11 protein-coding genes are annotated in these 15,814 nt (G+C 42.7%); 7 read left to right on the top strand and 4 right to left on the bottom strand.

Annotated elements, in window-relative coordinates; all coding sequences use genetic code 11:
* Positions 1 to 7 precede the first annotated feature (7 nt).
* The 3 genes from G457_RS0105010 (at position 8) to G457_RS0105000 (ending at position 5,680) form a co-directional block, all read left to right on the top strand.
* On the top strand, positions 8 to 1,624 hold the full coding sequence (locus G457_RS0105010) for a tetratricopeptide repeat protein (protein WP_026945481.1): 1,617 nt from the start codon (positions 8 to 10) through the stop codon (positions 1,622 to 1,624).
* A 192-nt stretch (positions 1,625 to 1,816) separates the two neighbouring features.
* On the top strand, positions 1,817 to 2,905 hold the full coding sequence (locus tag G457_RS0105005; RefSeq protein ID WP_026945480.1) for a phytase: 1,089 nt from the start codon (positions 1,817 to 1,819) through the stop codon (positions 2,903 to 2,905).
* Positions 2,906 to 2,911: 6 nt separating this feature from the next.
* Complete coding sequence (locus G457_RS0105000; protein ID WP_026945479.1) at positions 2,912 to 5,680, top strand: TonB-dependent receptor; 2,769 nt, start codon at positions 2,912 to 2,914, stop codon at positions 5,678 to 5,680.
* Positions 5,681 to 5,773: 93 nt separating this feature from the next.
* Here the strand turns inward: G457_RS0105000 and hflC are convergent, their stop codons facing one another.
* Together hflC and hflK are read right to left on the bottom strand one after the other, a co-directional pair.
* A complete protein-coding gene (hflC, locus tag G457_RS0104995) occupies positions 5,774 to 6,712 on the bottom strand; it encodes a protease modulator HflC (protein ID WP_026945478.1) in 939 nt (312 codons plus the stop codon).
* Positions 6,709 to 7,686: an FtsH protease activity modulator HflK gene (gene hflK, locus G457_RS0104990; RefSeq protein WP_026945477.1), complete on the bottom strand. Its 978-nt coding sequence runs from the start codon at positions 7,684 to 7,686 to the stop codon at positions 6,709 to 6,711. The genes hflC and hflK overlap by 4 nt, the downstream gene beginning before the upstream one ends.
* A 264-nt stretch (positions 7,687 to 7,950) precedes the next feature.
* Here hflK and G457_RS21070 point away from each other — a divergent pair, with 264 nt between their 5' ends.
* A complete protein-coding gene (locus tag G457_RS21070; protein WP_035483148.1) occupies positions 7,951 to 9,846 on the top strand; it encodes an outer membrane protein assembly factor BamB family protein in 1,896 nt (631 codons plus the stop codon).
* A gap of 87 nt (positions 9,847 to 9,933) precedes the next feature.
* Here G457_RS21070 and G457_RS0104980 read toward each other — a convergent pair whose 3' ends face one another.
* Positions 9,934 to 10,605 (bottom strand): hypothetical protein, encoded by a 672-nt coding sequence (locus G457_RS0104980; protein WP_026945476.1) that lies wholly within the window; start codon positions 10,603 to 10,605, stop codon positions 9,934 to 9,936.
* Between the two features lie 359 nt (positions 10,606 to 10,964).
* Positions 10,965 to 11,615 carry a hypothetical protein gene (locus G457_RS0104970; protein WP_026945475.1) on the bottom strand — a complete coding sequence of 217 codons (651 nt, stop codon included), beginning with the start codon at positions 11,613 to 11,615 and terminating at the stop codon, positions 10,965 to 10,967.
* 315 nt (positions 11,616 to 11,930) lie between these two features.
* Here G457_RS0104970 and G457_RS0104960 point away from each other — a divergent pair, with 315 nt between their 5' ends.
* The 3 genes from G457_RS0104960 to G457_RS0104945 all read left to right on the top strand — a co-directional run bounded on the left by G457_RS0104960 (position 11,931) and on the right by G457_RS0104945 (position 15,659).
* Entirely contained in the window at positions 11,931 to 13,712 is a 1,782-nt protein-coding gene (locus G457_RS0104960; protein WP_026945474.1) for a tetratricopeptide repeat protein, read from the top strand.
* A 5-nt stretch (positions 13,713 to 13,717) separates the two neighbouring features.
* Entirely contained in the window at positions 13,718 to 14,941 is a 1,224-nt protein-coding gene (locus G457_RS0104955) for an MFS transporter (protein ID WP_035483258.1), read from the top strand.
* Between the two features lie 97 nt (positions 14,942 to 15,038).
* Positions 15,039 to 15,659 (top strand): CatB-related O-acetyltransferase, encoded by a 621-nt coding sequence (locus G457_RS0104945; RefSeq protein WP_026945472.1) that lies wholly within the window; start codon positions 15,039 to 15,041, stop codon positions 15,657 to 15,659.
* Positions 15,660 to 15,814: the final 155 nt, after the last annotated feature.

Below are 15,814 nucleotides of genomic sequence, written 5' to 3'. Positions count from 1 at the left end.
TTGCTCGATGAATTTTCGAATCAAGCACTTTCTCACTTGGATTTTTCTGCTTCAATCGACCTATTCAATGGGTCAACAGAATCAATCAGATCTTGCCGAGATAAAAATACTAGCCGAAAAAGATCCCAAAGAAGCCTTCCAAAGACTTCAGAATCTTGAAAGACACCTATACAAAAATACTGAAGGAGAAGCCCTTTTTTTAGAAGGTCAACTATTGATGGAATTCGGCCTGTATAATGAGGCCGCAGGTAAACTCTATGAAGCAGAGGAGCTTTTTAAGAACGAAAATTGTACCAGCTGCCTGGCAAATCTTTACAATCAGCTTGGTAAGCTTTATTACAAGACAAAAAGCCCTACAGAAGCCCTACAGCTACACCATCAAGCACTTGGGCTTTTTGAGGAAATGGGTGATTTAAAAGGAATAGCCCACTCCAAAGGCTTGATAGGTTCAATGTTTGAAAAAATGGAAGATTACTCTCAAGCCTTGGCTTTTCAAAATGAGGCAGTGCAGTTGAGTAAGGAAATGAATGATTCGAGTGAACTGAGCATTCTTTTCGAAAACATCGGAAGCATTTATGAGGACTTGGAGGAATATGATTCCGCAGAGTACTATTTCCAATTAGCCTTTGAACTCAATAATGCAATAGGAAGTATCCTTCATATGCCCGGAAACATTAATAACCTGGGGGATACAAGAAGAAAAACCAATCGAGCGGCGGAATCCATCCCATACTATGAGGAAGCCTTAAGAATAAGTCAGGTGATTGGAAACACCTATTTAGAACGAAGTGCTACAGTGGATTTGGGGAAAGCCTATGCGGATCTAGGAGAATTTGAAAAGGCTTATCAGTTGTTTTCAGAAGCTCGAGAACTTAGTGAAAATATTTTTTCTGAGGAAGCCGCAAGGCAGCTTGCATCACAGGAATTTCAATATGAAATCAAGCAAAAACAGCTAGAAATAGCACAATTAGAAAACACCCACATCTTTGAGTCTCGAGTACGCTGGCTTTTAGTCAGTTTGATCGTAACGCTCCTGGGATTAGGATGGGTACTGATGTCAAAGCAACGACTGAAAATAAGTGGGACGAGAAATACCCTTAAAAGGCAAGAAGAGCTCATAGAGATCAAAGAGCGACTGCTGCAAACCGAAAAAGAAAACATCAACCTCTTGGAGGCTAGAATGTCAGCTGAGGTTGCAGCCCAACAAAAAGCTCTGACTGCACAGACACTTCATGTAATTGAAAAAAACCAGATGCTCAAAGAGATCCAATCCAAACTGGAGGATATCCTTCAGCGGGATTTAAAGGAGCAGAGGAAAAGGCTAAGAAACCTGATCAAACAAATTGCTTTCAATTTGGGACAGGATCAGGACTGGGAAGAGTTCAAACACACGTTTGAAAATGTGCATCAGGATTTCATAAAAAACCTCAAAACTGAAAACCCCGACCTCACACCTGGGGACATCAAACTAGCCTGCTTGATGAAGATGAACTTGAGTAGCAGAGAAATCGCAGCAACCCTCGGAATATCCATGGAAAGCTTACGAATATCACGATATAGACTCCGAAAGCGACTACAGCTCTCCGAGAGCAAAGAGCTACATCAATACCTCCACTGTTTATGATTTAAGATTTATTAATCTTGAGGTAACATAATATATTACATTGAAATTCAATACTTTAAATTATTTTTTCTAGATTCTGTTTCGGTTTTGTTAACGCTTTTTTCCCGGTCTGTTACAGTCATTCTTAACCTTTAATTTCCTTTTTCGGGACTTTTCATATCTAATCTTGCATGGTCAAAACAATTATAAACCATGCACAAAAAACTCAATTATTTTCTTTCAATTTTTACCCTTACAGGACTTGCCTCCTGCCAAGAATCCTCTTTGCAAAAAGGGGACTTACCCGACGAAAAAGTCGAACTAATCAGTCCCCTACACATCAGTGATTCGGTCATCCATGATACCGATGACCCAGCTATTTGGATTAATAAATCCAATCCAAGCCAAAGCCTAATCATTGGAACTGACAAAGACTCAATCGGAGCTTTATATGTATTTGACTTGACAGGAAAGACTATCGATAGTCTCGTCCGAAGAGATATTCAGCGTCCCAACAATGTGGACATTGGCTATGGATTGATTCATGGAAAAGATACCATCGACTTTGCCGTAACAGGCGAAAGACTGACATCTAAAATCCGCTTTTTCTCCCTACCTGATATGAAGGAATTAAATCCAGGAGGACTGGAAGTATATCAAGGTGAAACAGGAGAGGATTATCGGGATTTGATGGGAATAGCCCTTTATCAAAGCCCCAAATCAGGAAAAACCTACGTCATCGCAGGGAGAAAAAATGGACCTACAGATGGCACATATCTCTGGCAATATGAAGTGAAAAGCCAAGACGGAAACCTCTCTCTGGAATTGGTGAGAAAGTTCGGGAATTTTTCAGGAAACAAAGAAATCGAAGCCATAGCGGTAGACAATGAGCTTGGCTACATCTATTATTCAGATGAGGGTACAGGGGTAAGAAAGTACTACGCCGAACCCGATATGGGAAATGAGGAGCTTGCACTATTTGCCACTGAAGGTTTCACCGATGATCATGAGGGAATTTCCATCTATAAAACCTCTGAAACCGAAGGCTATTTGCTTGTATCGGATCAAGGGGCAAATCTTTTCCATGTCTTTCCCAGAGAAGGCAGCCAATCCAACCCACACCAGCACTCCCTGATTACCACACTTCCATTGAGTACACTTTCGAGTGATGGGAATGAGGTCACATCAGCTGATCTAGGCGGGGAATTTTCTGAAGGACTTTTTGTGGCTATGTCCGACGATAAGACATTCCAAATCTACTCTTGGAAACAACTCAAAAAACATATTAACCAAAACCAATAATCAATTATGAACAAACAGCTACGTGTAGTTACTTCCTTGTTGCTTTTTTTCCTTTTGATGGGAAATTCATGGGCACAAGGAGTGTTGAAAGGGCGAGTGATCGATGCTGAAAATCTATCACTTCCCGGTGCTAATGTCCTTTTGAAAGGAACCAATTATGGTACAATCACCGATCAGAAAGGGGATTTCTACTTTGCCAATCTTCCTGCGGGACCTTATGAAGTCACTGTCTCTTACCTAGGGTATGGTCAACTGACAAAAAATGTGGAAATCAGAGATGGACAAACCTCGACTCTAAATTTCAAAATGGATGAATCAGAACTGGAAGCTGCAGAATTCATCGTTTTTGGAGATCGGCTAAAAGGCCAGGCAAAGGCTTTGACTCAGCAAAAAAACAATGCTAACATCACCAATATTGTTTCTTCTGATCAAATAGGACGCTTCCCTGACGCAAACGTAGGAGATGCACTCAAGCGAATCCCGGGAATCACGATGCAGAATGATCAAGGTGAGGCCCGAAATATTATTATCCGCGGAATGGCTCCACAACTCAATTCTGTTACGCTAAACGGAGAAAGAATTCCTTCTGCAGAAGGTGATAATAGAAATATTCAGATGGACTTGATCCCCTCTGATATGATCCAGACGATCGAGGTGAATAAGGCTGTACTTCCTAATATGGATGCTGATGCCATCGGAGGATCTGTAAACTTAGTAACCCGGCAGGCTCCAAACAGCTTGAGGGTTTCAGGAACTGCCGCAAGTGGAATCAACCTACTCTCTAATAAGCCGATCTGGACTGGAGCAGTCATTCTAGGAGACCGCTTCTTGAATGATAAATTGGGTGTTATTTTCTCCGGATCATACAACAACCACAACTTTGGATCAGACAATGTGGAAGCTGTGTGGTATGATTCTGACAATGGAGTTGTATTGGAAGAATTTGATATTCGAGAGTATCGGGTACAGCGGGTGCGCCGATCTGCAACCCTCGCTCTAGATTATGAAATTGCACCAAACCATACCCTGTTTCTTTCGGGAATGTACAATCACCGCGACGATTGGGAAAATCGATTTAGAATGCGAGTAAGTAGATTGGATGATTCCTTTGACGATGGGGATTTCAGTCAGATTAGCCCGAATGTTTACGAAACAACCGGAAGGGTAGAATTCCAAACCAAAGGTGGTTTAGATAATGGAAGAATAAAAGCCGCTAGATTGGAAGATCAGCGGGTTTACAATATCACCGGTGGTGGTAAGCATTTGTTCAACAAATTACAGATGGATTGGAATCTGACCTATGCCAAGGCATCTGAAGAGCGTCCCAATGAACGCTATGCATCCTATCGCTCCTCGGGACAAGATGTCCGAGTAGATCTAAGCAATCCAAGATTTCCCTTAGCGATACTACGCAATCCTGCTGACAACTTGGGAATCGGCTTTAATGGACTATCTGAACAATATGGCTATACCTTTGATCAAGATCTCAATGGTAGATTGGACTTTAAGCTTCCTTACTCTGATAAGGGAATACTTCAGTTTGGTTTAAGGTATCGTGGCAAGAAGAAGGAACGAGACAATAACTTCTTCGAATACGAGCCACTCGATGAGGATGCCTTTGGAGCAACCCTCGGAGCTGTTCCCAATATTGACTATTCCGACCCCAATTACCTTGCAGGCTCACAGTATGCAGTGGGTAGATTCATGGACCCTAAATTTCTAGGAGGGCTTGACCTCACCAATGGCGGACTATTTGAGGAATCAGATGTGCTGGAAGAATATGCTCCCGGAAACTACAATGCTACCGAAAACATCACTGCTGCCTATGTCATGGCAGATCATCAGTTGAATAGTAAGCTATCTGCCATTGCTGGTTTACGAATCGAGCACACGGCAATTGATTACACTGGAAATATTTTCGATATCGACAATGAGACTATCGCTCCTGTTTCTGGAGATCAGAGCTACACAAATTTCCTACCGGGTCTACACTTCAAATATGACCCTACAGCCAATACAGTCATTCGTCTAGCTTGGACCAATACCATCGCAAGACCGAATTACTTTGACCTGGTCCCTTATGCAGCCTTCAGTATAGAAGATGAGGAATTAGAAAGAGGTAATCCAAACCTCAAAGCAGCTACCGCGATGAATTTTGATTTGATGGCTGAGCAATATTATGAAAACCTAGGTTTACTCTCTTTTGGAGGTTTTTATAAGGATATCGATAATTTCGTTTATACGATTACTACTCAGGGCTTCTCAGACCCGCAATTTGGTGAAGACCTTCAATATTCAAGACCAGAGAATGGGGGTACAGCATCAGTGTATGGTTTAGAGGCTTCATTTCAGCGACAGTTTTTCAAAAATTTCGGACTATACCTGAATTACACTTTCACCCAATCCTCGACTACAGGAATTGAGGATCGAGAAAACGAAGATCTTCAACTGCCAGGTACTGCTGAACATATGTTCAACGCCTCGCTTTCCTATGAAAATAAGCGATTGGTTGTTCGTCTGTCATTGAACTATGCTTCAGATTACCTAGATGAGCTAGGTGGAGAAGGATTTGAGGATAGATTCTACGATGAACAGACATTCCTTGATGTCAATGCTTCCTATGCAATCACTCCAAAATGGAGGATCTTTGCCGAAGGAAATAATCTGACCAATCAACCGCTTCGCTACTATCAGGGAATTCAGGCGAGAACCATGCAGGCAGAATATTACAATGCCCGATTCAACTTTGGATTGAAATTCGACCTTTTTGAGTAATTAACAGGTAATAATCAAAATAGGCTGCCCTTGTCAAATGGCAGCCTATTTCTTTTTCAATACGGAGAGCTTTGATACTCGTTCACTTATTTATTAATCCAACTTTCTCAAATATTTGAAAAACTCCGAATCGGTGGACAACACAATACTGGTGCTTCCATCCATGGATTTTTCGAAGCTTTCCATCGTTCTCAAAAACTTATAAAGTTCAATGGATTGACGGTTTTTATTGTATGCTGATGCATAAATCGCAGTTGCCTCGGCATCTGCCCGACCTTTGATTTCCTCAGCTTCTCGGAATGCCTCCGACTGAATCTGAGCCAAGTCCCGCTCTTTGTTACCTTCGATCACACGAGCGCGACCTTGTCCTTCAGAGCGAAACTGATCAGCAATCCGATTTCTTTCAGAAATCATTCTGTCATAGACTCGATCCCGCACATCATCTACATAATTCATTCGCTTAAATCGGAAATCAAGAATACGAACCCCCAAATCGGCTGTTCGCTCATTGGCTTTCTCCAATACAATCCGTTCTATCTCATCTCGTCCTACCGAGATATCTTGGAGCACCTCAATCTCCTCCATGAAATCCTCGGTGATCTCCGGTTCTCGATTGGTAGACCGGACAATATCCAGCAAGTCATGGCTAGCAATGGCATTTCGAGTTTCCCCATCCAGGATATCATCTAATCGGGATTGAGCTGATCTTTCGTCCCGAAGTCGGATGAAAAACTGCAAGGGATTCGTAATCTCCCAACGCGCATAGGTATCAATGAAGATGAATTTCTTATCCTTGGTAGGCACCTGATTCTTGTCTCCATCCCACTCCAAGTATCGTTTGTCGAAAAACTGCACCTTATGAAGGAATGGAATCTTAAAATTCACTCCTGGATCGGTCCGAGGCTCACCCACGGGCTTACCGAATTGAGTGACAATGGCCTGCTGGGTTTCATCCAAAATAAAATAACTATTGAATAGCAAAATGGTGAAAATCGCCACGGTTACGATGCTTATTATTCTTTTTCGATTCATTGCTGCGGGGTTTTTACTTTATCAATATTCAAGAGAGGCAACACATTGTTTCCTTTTTCATCCACAATGATTTTGTTACCGATTTTCGGAAGAATACTCTCCATCGTTTCGAGGTAGATTCGCTGCTTGGTGACTTCGGGAGCCTTTACATATTCCGAATACAAAGAATTGAATCGCTCCGCTTCTCCTTTGGCCCGATTGACTCGATTCAGGGCGAAAGCCTCCGCCAATTGAATTGTCTCCTCTGCCTCACCCCGAGCTCTTGGAATTACTCGGTTGTACTCAGCTTCAGCCTGATTAATGAGCGTTTCCCGCTCTTGCTGCGCTTGGTTTACTGCGTTGAAGGAAGGCTTGACTGGCTCCGGGGGATTCACATCTTGCAAAACAACCTGGTCGATTCGAATTCCATTCTCGTACTCGTCGCACATTTCTTGAAGTCGAACCTCTACACTGGAAGCCACCTCTTGACGTCCGACTGTTAGCACCTCATTGACGGTCCGGTCACCTACTACTTTTCGCATAACTGACTCAGACATATCGCGAAGCGTCTTTTCTGCATTCCTTACTTTGAATAGAAACTTGTAGGAATCAGTGATTCGATACTGCACCACCCACTCCACATCAGTCAAGTTGAGATCTCCTGTAAGCATCATACTTTCATCTCCATAGCCAGATTTGGTATATTCAGACTCACGACCTGCACGGGTGGTTCTAAAGCCAAACTCCTGCTTGAGCTGTCTCTGAACCGGGATTTTATACATTCGCTCGATTCCGAAGGGCAGCATAAAGTTCAGCCCAGGCTGCACGGTACGATTGTATTCCCCAAGCTGAATGACCACTCCCTCTTCTTCAGGACCCACGGTCCGAATACTCGAGAATAGTCCAATTAGTAATACAACCCCAATCAGAATTTTACTGAGGTACTTCCGAATCCAGTCCGGATTGATATTGATTTGATAGTTTCTGTCTTCCATATTTCTTGTTTACATCTTTTACTACGGATTCCTCAAGGAGAGGGATAGGAATAATCGTCTTAGTATCAAGATTACAATAAAAAAGGCTATGATTAAAGGTTTAACCCTAAACTTTCCGCTGACAAGTTTTTTAATATCCAGAAATAACTGGAATGAAACCTTGGCCTATATCTGGTAAAATACGACAAATAGCGTATGGTAAATCGGGAGTCATTAATCTTTCTTTATCCTATCAATTAAAGGAATTTTATACCTCCCAAACAAATGAAAAAATTAAGCTTCTTATTATTCGCGCTGGCCTTCCTGGTAGGAAAGGCTTGGACGCAGACAGCTCCCACCTTTAAGTATACAATCGGTGGGAAAATCGAAAAAATGACCCTGACAGATGCAGGTGTATTGCTGGTAAATGGCAGTAACGGATTGGCTGGGATTAAACCTGGTGCAAGTAGTCCACACTTCAACTTTGCGGAGTATGGAAAGATCAAAGAAGAGGAGATGGAGTTGGTACCCATGAGTCCATATGTTGTATTGACTCAGGGCGGAAAATCCCAGATTCCCGGGACCATCTTTGCCAACTCTAAGCGAACCGTGATCGATGTGATCACCGGAGAAAAAGTCTTCGTAACCGAAGAAAATGGATGGAAGCAAATTGCGCAGCTGAAGATTTTTATCCCAGAAAACAAACTGGTTGTAGTAGGCAATCGAGAGAAGAGTGAAGGGGAAGTTTTGGCTGTGGGCATCTATGATTTGGCTACAGGTAAGCAGGATGGCTTTGCCAATCTGGACCCAAATGCCGGCAAAGTGCGAAGTGCGGCAGCAATTCCCATGAGTTCAGGTGCCCCATTCCTACTCAATGATCAAGTGTTTGTTCCAACGACAAAAGGTGTGGTATCCGCCAATGTCAAAGAAGGTGGAATCATCTGGCAAAATGAAATTAAGAATATCACCAGCATGGTGGCAGATGAAACAGGAAATGAAATCTACGGATTTGAGGAACGGTCCAATGGGGACACCCGAATCCATAAATTCGGAAAAGATGGACAGGAACTTTGGGAGGACGAGCGCAAAATCAAGGGCTCGGTCACGCGTTTTCAGATTCTTCCGGGCGGCTTGGCTGTAGTCAGCGATGTATTCAAAGGCGGAAGCAGCCTTGTAAGTCAAATTGGTGGTAGTGGAGAATCAAAAATTGCCTTCCTCGATGCCGCAACCGGAGAGGATCTCTGGGAAAAAGCTCCTAAAACCAAAGGCTATGTGCAGCATTTTTATGTCATGGAGGATGGAATATTATTTGGTTTGGCAGAAGGCGGAATCAACAAAATCAAGTTTGATGGCACACCGCTCTTTAAAAAGCCAATTGATACCGGAGCAAATATTCACACCATGGCCACCACCCCACAAGGAATGATCTACATCACCGATACCGATGCAAATATCATCGACCTAAATACGGGTGATGCCAAATGGAAAAAGGGTATTCAATACAAGAAAGCAATTTCAGTGACCAGTGCTTATGACCAAGCGAATGGACGATATCTGATCAGTACGGGTGAGGAGATTTTGGCAATAGATGAAAATACAGGAGACCTCAGCACACTGGCTAAGTTGAAATTTGAAGGTAAAGAAAGTCCCAACACCATGGGGATGCGATCTTCTGGCTTGTATTTGGCTTCGGATCAAAATATGATGCTACTTGATGTCGATGGTCAGGAAAATTACCATGTATTCCATAAGGCCCCCGGCCAAAGTACATTTGCAAAAGTTGCTCTGGGTGCATTGACTGTAGCCTCAGCAACAGTAGCGGCAGCGGCAGCGTCCCAATCCACCTATTCTTACTACATCGGGGAATACAGCAGTGCAGAGGCCCAGCGTGCCAATAGAAATGCAGCAGCTGCAGAAAGCTTCTCCAATATTGCTTCTGTTTCCTACGGAGAGATGACCAAGCGATTTAAAGCTACTATGGCAACTGCCAACGACCAGTTTATCCTTACCGATCTGAGTGATGGTGTAGGATTAGTCAAGGTAAATAAGGATACCGGAAATACCGAAAAAGAGATCGTTCTTAAGGATAAAAAGCCTGTTTACGAAGTCGATGATATCGAAGGCTTCCTCTACTACCTATCAGGAAGTGGCGAAATCAGTGCTTTTGATTTAAAGAATTAAAGAATAGCTTGAAAAGCGAAAGCCCCTGCAAAATCTACTTGCAGGGGCTTTTTTGATTTTTAAGTCTATCTTAAGTCGGAAAAAAACTTAATCACCAAAAGAGAATTCTCCTCTATCAAAAATATCGAAGCTCAGTGAAACGTAGAAAATATTTGCTTGAAGATTTTCGTAAGGCCTAACAGCTTGGCCCATTTCAGAGATGGTAAAATCCTGATTGAAAAATCCGGTTGGATAGTATTTAAACTTAATACTGGTACCGTTGGAAAGGCTAATTCCTGCGAAAACAGAACTTTGAAAGAGGTTCACTCGATCGCTAAACCAAACGTTGAATTTATCCGTCTTTCGCTCGTCTACAAAGGTTTTTTCTTTGTAATTGAAGGCCATTTCTAGTTCATAGCCCAAAAAGACAAAGGTTTTATCCAAATTCCCAAATTTCAAACCTAGTGGAACTCCTAGGTTGTAGGTTCTAAATTTCTTACGGATGGAAGGGCTCTCGTCATAGATAAAACCCACATTTCTCAGATTCACTCCGGTAAACCACCCAAAGTTTTGACTTCTGTCGAAGTTGAGAAAATTCTGAAGGTTGATCACAGGAGACCATCGTACGACATTATTTTGTCCCTCAACGTTTCCAGTAGAAAAAATCCATTCCCCTCCTGAACTCCAATACTTGCTGGGATAGGCGGGTTCGGAATCTTGGGCTTGCAAAAAAGATGTGGAAAGAAATAATACTAGTGCAAAGGAGATAAAATATTTCATGGTTGAGGTTTTTGATGATTTGAAAATTAACCAAGAATTTTAAATATGGTTCTAATCAATCAATTAAATCACAAATTTATTTATTTAAAAATTGAAATATTACCATAAATTCCACTAGGAAACGCTTTCTAGAGGAGATGAAATAGGCTGACCAAGAAATGATCTTTGTTGCCTTGAGTAGAGCAAACCGGAGTTAAATAGAAATCTTGGCTTGACTTGGCATGGCCAAAACTCTGCATGGAAAAATCCCACCCTCCTTTAAGAATGAATCTTAAAAAAATAAGAACCTGAGCCTGCCTGAAAAAAGCTCCAGACAAACTCAGGAAATTCTAATACAAATCCTTTCAATTTCAAAGCGATCAAAACTTCAACCCTAAGTAAATATTGGGCTCAAAGAGGAAATAGTTTTTCCATTGATCATCCAACTGCTTGAAGCCATCGGGCGTATTTGTATCAAATACCCAAAACTGGGAATGAACCTGAGGCTCCACAAAGAATCGCTTTTTCTTGCCAAATGCCAAATGATAGCCAAGGTGGAAGGAATTATAGAGTTTAAATCCGTTCCCTATTTTTTCACCCTCCTCATCCAAATAGGTTTTGAACTGTGGTAGAACTTCCACGGTGGCAAAGAGACCTTTCCAGAGCATTCGCTGGTAGCTAAATCCAATTCCCGTTTCCCGCACATGCCCGGGATAAAACTCTGTCTCTGACTCCACCTTATCGAGTAGCCCATCCCACCAAAGAATCCCCATTGGTTGAAATAAACGCCAAGTGGCAAACTTCAACCCGATGATGTTTTTATTATCAAGATTTCGCTTGACGTGAAGCTCGATATGTTGGGTGTTGGTTCGGTCATCCCATGATTTGGTAAAAAACTGGGGCACGGTGATTCCGGGAGTACTGATCCTGTATTTGTAGTCTACCGCCTTTTCTCTCCCCTTCGGAAAATTGTTTTGGCCAAAGGCACTTAGTGAGGCCATTGTAAGGATTACGATGAATAGCTTTTTCATTTTTTTGTGTTTAAGTAAGACTTGTGTTTGTTTCAAATTGATAGGACAAATTTTACCTACAGGGCAAGGTCAATCGTCCCAAAATGTAATTGCGGACGTTTTGGTGAGAATCGGGACTTTGAAAAAATGTGGATTTAAGGAATGGTTTTGCAGGACGAAATGTCCTTCATGAATAAAAAAACATATGATTATTCCCTAAACATTGGTTTTTTAACTCTTTTCTTTTGCCAAAAAACTTCAGGAAGTTTTATCTTGAAAGCTGTTCAAATTTAATTCTCATTATCAAGGTATTTTTTTGGTGCCTTTTTCAATTGGATGAATCAACGCTCCATTGCTGTACTTCCCTTTGACAACCTCAGTTCTGACCCGGAAAACGAATATTTTTCAGACGGAATGGCCGAGGAAATCATCAACGCCCTGAGCAAAATCCAAAGCTTAAAAGTCATTGCCCGAACTTCCTCCTTTGCTTTCAAAGGGCAGAAAATAGATGTTCGGATCATTGGTAATAAACTCGGAGTTTCCTCTGTGATTGAGGGAAGCATCCGAAAAGCTGGAAGTCGGGTTCGGATCGCTGTCCAACTCATCCGAACGGACAACGGGTTCCATATTTGGTCCGAAACCTTTGACCGGACACTCGAGGATATTTTCGATTTGCAGGATGAAATTAGTTTATTGGTCGCAGATCGAATTCGGGAGAATTTTGGGCACTTGGAAATAGAGGACAGCCTTGTGTCCAGCAAAACGACCAATCCTGAAGCCTACGATCTTTTTCTGAAAGGCAGTCATCACTTTAAGCGAAAAGATTTGGTCGATGTCAAAGAAGCTCTGGTCTTGTTTGCCAAGGCGACCGAATTGGACCCTGACTTTCATGAAGCCTTTGCCTACATCGGGGAAACCTACTTGCATCATGCAGGATTCAATCTGATTTCAGCCAAGGAGGGCTTTCAGAAATCGAGGGAATATGCCCAAAAAGCTCTTGTTATCAATCCCAAGGACATGCGTGCCCATAAAGTTATGGCTTACGTTCATCTTTTTCATGATTGGGACTGGGGAGCTGCTATCGACTCCTACAATGAGGCAGTTGCGGCCGGGCTGAATAATGAGATCGACTTCATCACTAACTACTATATTTTCATCCAAAAGGACTATGACTTAGCCATTGCCATTGCCAAGGAAAATCAATCCCGGGATCCCCTCCACATCATCAGCTACTGGTGGCTGGGACTTTGCTATTACCTTTCTGGTAGATTTGAGGAAGCTCTTCCTGCCTTTGAAGAAAGCCTGCGGATTGACCCAAACTTCAGTGAGGCTCTTCGTTGGAAAGGCTTGGTTTTAGGCTATTTGGGGAGATTTGAGGAAGCCTTTCAAACCCTTGATAGAGCCGTTGACCTGACAAACGGAGAGGGATTGGTCAAACTAGACCTGATGACTGTCAAAGTACTGGGCGGAGAGACGGAAGGGGTCCTTGAGGAACTCGAAAAAAGTCACTACATCGACCCCTGTGACCCTGCGGCTTTGTACAGCCTGATGAACCGACCCGATGAGGCAATACACTTTCTGAAGAAAGGATTGGAAGAGAAATCAAGCATGATGGTCAGCCTGAAATATTGGTGGGTTTGGGATAATATCCGGGAAGACGAGCGCTTTCAGGAAATCTACGATCAGATGAATTTCCAAGACCACAAAGCCCACCGTCAGGATCCCTCCAATCAGCAGCTTATCATCGCCCAAAACAGTCAGATGTCCGAGGAGGAATGTGAGCATTTTCTTCAAAGCCTTCGGGAAAAAATGGCCTTGGAAGAAGTGGTGACAGATACCAACCTGACTTTAAGATCTTTGGCAGAACAAATTGAGCTGCACCCCAACAAACTTTCCTGGCTGATTAATATGAAATTGGGTCAAAACTTCAATGACTATATCAATTCCCATCGCCTGGCGATTTTCAAGCAAAAAGTAACAAATAAGGCGAATGCCCATATCACGCTTTTAGTCTTGGCCTATGAAAGTGGATTTACTTCCAAATCGGTATTCAATGACTTTTTCAAAAAATCCACCGGGCTAACACCCAAGGCTTGGGTGAAAGCTCACAGAAATTGATTTTTATGGAAAAACCGGAAAGATTCAGCACTTATCAAAAGTTAGTGATCCTGGGTCTCTCCTGTTTACTTTTCACCGTGGTACTGGATTACATGCTCCTTCCGGCCTTGAGTGCTACCTTGCTTGCTGAGCTTCAACTCAGTACAGAGGAGTTTGGCCTGATTGCATCAGCCTATGCCTTGAGCGCTGGGATTTCTGCCCTGCTAGCCTCAGGTTATGCGGATCGTTTTGAGCGAAAATCATTTCTGCTGGTATTCTATTCCGGCTTTTTGATCGGCATTGTGATATGTGCCTTATCACCCTCATTTTTCATACTTTTAATTGCCCGAATCATCACCGGGGCCTTTGGAGGCGTAATGGCTTCAATCTGTTTTGCCATGGTAGCCGATTTGTTTTCGCTGACGCAAAGAGGTCGGGTTATTGGCTGGATTCAAATGGCCTTTGCCGCAAGTCTAGTGATGGGTCTTCCCTTATCCCTGTTTATCGCAAGCTCCTTTTCCTGGCAAATGGCTTATGCGATGATTTTCTGTTTTGGAGTTTTAGCGCTATTGCTGATAACTTTTCTCATTCGTCCATTGTCAAATTCCACCGAGCTCTCACCTCCTTGGAGCCACATTTTTTCCAATTTGAGAAAATCCTCCTACTGGACCGTGTACAGCGCGAATATTTTGATTGTGGGTGGAGATGTGATCTTCATGACCTTCAATGCCGCCTTTCTCACCAATAATCTGGGGCTTGCAGAAAGCCAACTTCCCTATGTGTATGGAGCTATTGGAATTACTAGCCTTTTAGCGGCTCCTATTTTTGGAAAACTAGCAGATCGATTTGGGAAATGGTCCATCTTCGCGTTCGGCACCTTGCTTTCCGTAGTAGCGGTGTTGATTTACACGGCGGGAGCAATTCAGGGCTTCGAATGGATTATTTTGGTGCATTCATTTCTATATTTTGGAGTAAACGCCCGAATGGTCTCTTCAACAGCCTTGGCTACGGCAGTCCCGAAAAAGTCTGATCGAGGCGCATTTCTGGCAATTGACTCCTCCGTTCAGCAATTAGCAGGAGGCCTTGCTGCAGCCCTTGCAGGTTGGGTTATTTTTCAAGCTGCGGATGGAAGCCTGCTTCATTATCCCCAGATCGGATGGCTGATAACTGTTTTGATGATTTTTTCGGCGGGGTTGGTCTTTTTGGTCGATAGACAGGTCAAAGCAGACTCTAGATTGGAATCAGTTTGAATCGAAAAAGCTTGATGGCAAAAAGTCCGAAATCATATATCCGGACGATTGACTTTGCTTTTTCTTCCACCTTTGATTCAAACAAAAAACGCAGATTATGACAGGACCAGATAAAAACCAAGCCTTTCCTTTACCGGGTTATGATAGACTTTGCTTTCTCAAGAATGTGATCAAAAACCCTCAAATTCAGGTAGGCGATTACACCTACTACGATGATTTTGAAGACATTCACAATTTTGAAAAAAATGTCAAATACCTTTTCGATTTTGTCGGAGATCAATTGATCATCGGGAAGTTTTGCATGATCGCCTCGGATGTCACCTTCATCATGAACGGCGCCAATCATCTTTCCAAATCCCTTTCCTCCTATCCCTTTGCTATTTTTGGAAAAGGGTGGGAAATAGCCATGGAAGGCAAAAGCTACCCAAACAAAGGTGATACGATCATCGGGAATGATGTGTGGATAGGATATGGAGCGACCATCATGCCGGGAGTTCAAATAGGAGATGGAGCCATTATTGCCAGCAAGGCAGTGGTCACAAGAAATGTAGAGCCCTACACCATCGTGGGAGGCAACCCGGCCCAAGAAATCAAAAAGCGATTTTCAAAGGAAAAAATCGAGCAACTACTGGCTTTGAAATGGTGGGATTGGCCCATCGAGCGAATCACCGAAAACGTGCAGCATCTTACAGGGGATCAAATAGAAAATCTTATCTAATCCAGAGCTAACCTTATTCCTATTAACTCAAATGCCAAAAGGAGAGGTTTCCTTTTGGCATTTCTTTTTTAAAGCTTATCCAAAGCCTGATTTTTTTCACCTCCAGCTACTCCAAAGTCTAGGATTTCACCAAAAAGTCCCGAATCATAATTCAA

Origin of the sequence: Algoriphagus marincola DSM 16067 (assembly GCF_000429405.1) — a bacterium.
In the GTDB taxonomy this organism is placed as follows: domain Bacteria; phylum Bacteroidota; class Bacteroidia; order Cytophagales; family Cyclobacteriaceae; genus Algoriphagus; species Algoriphagus marincola.
Note: the sequence above shows the minus strand (reverse complement) of the source record. Positions and strands in the feature narration are given on the sequence as shown.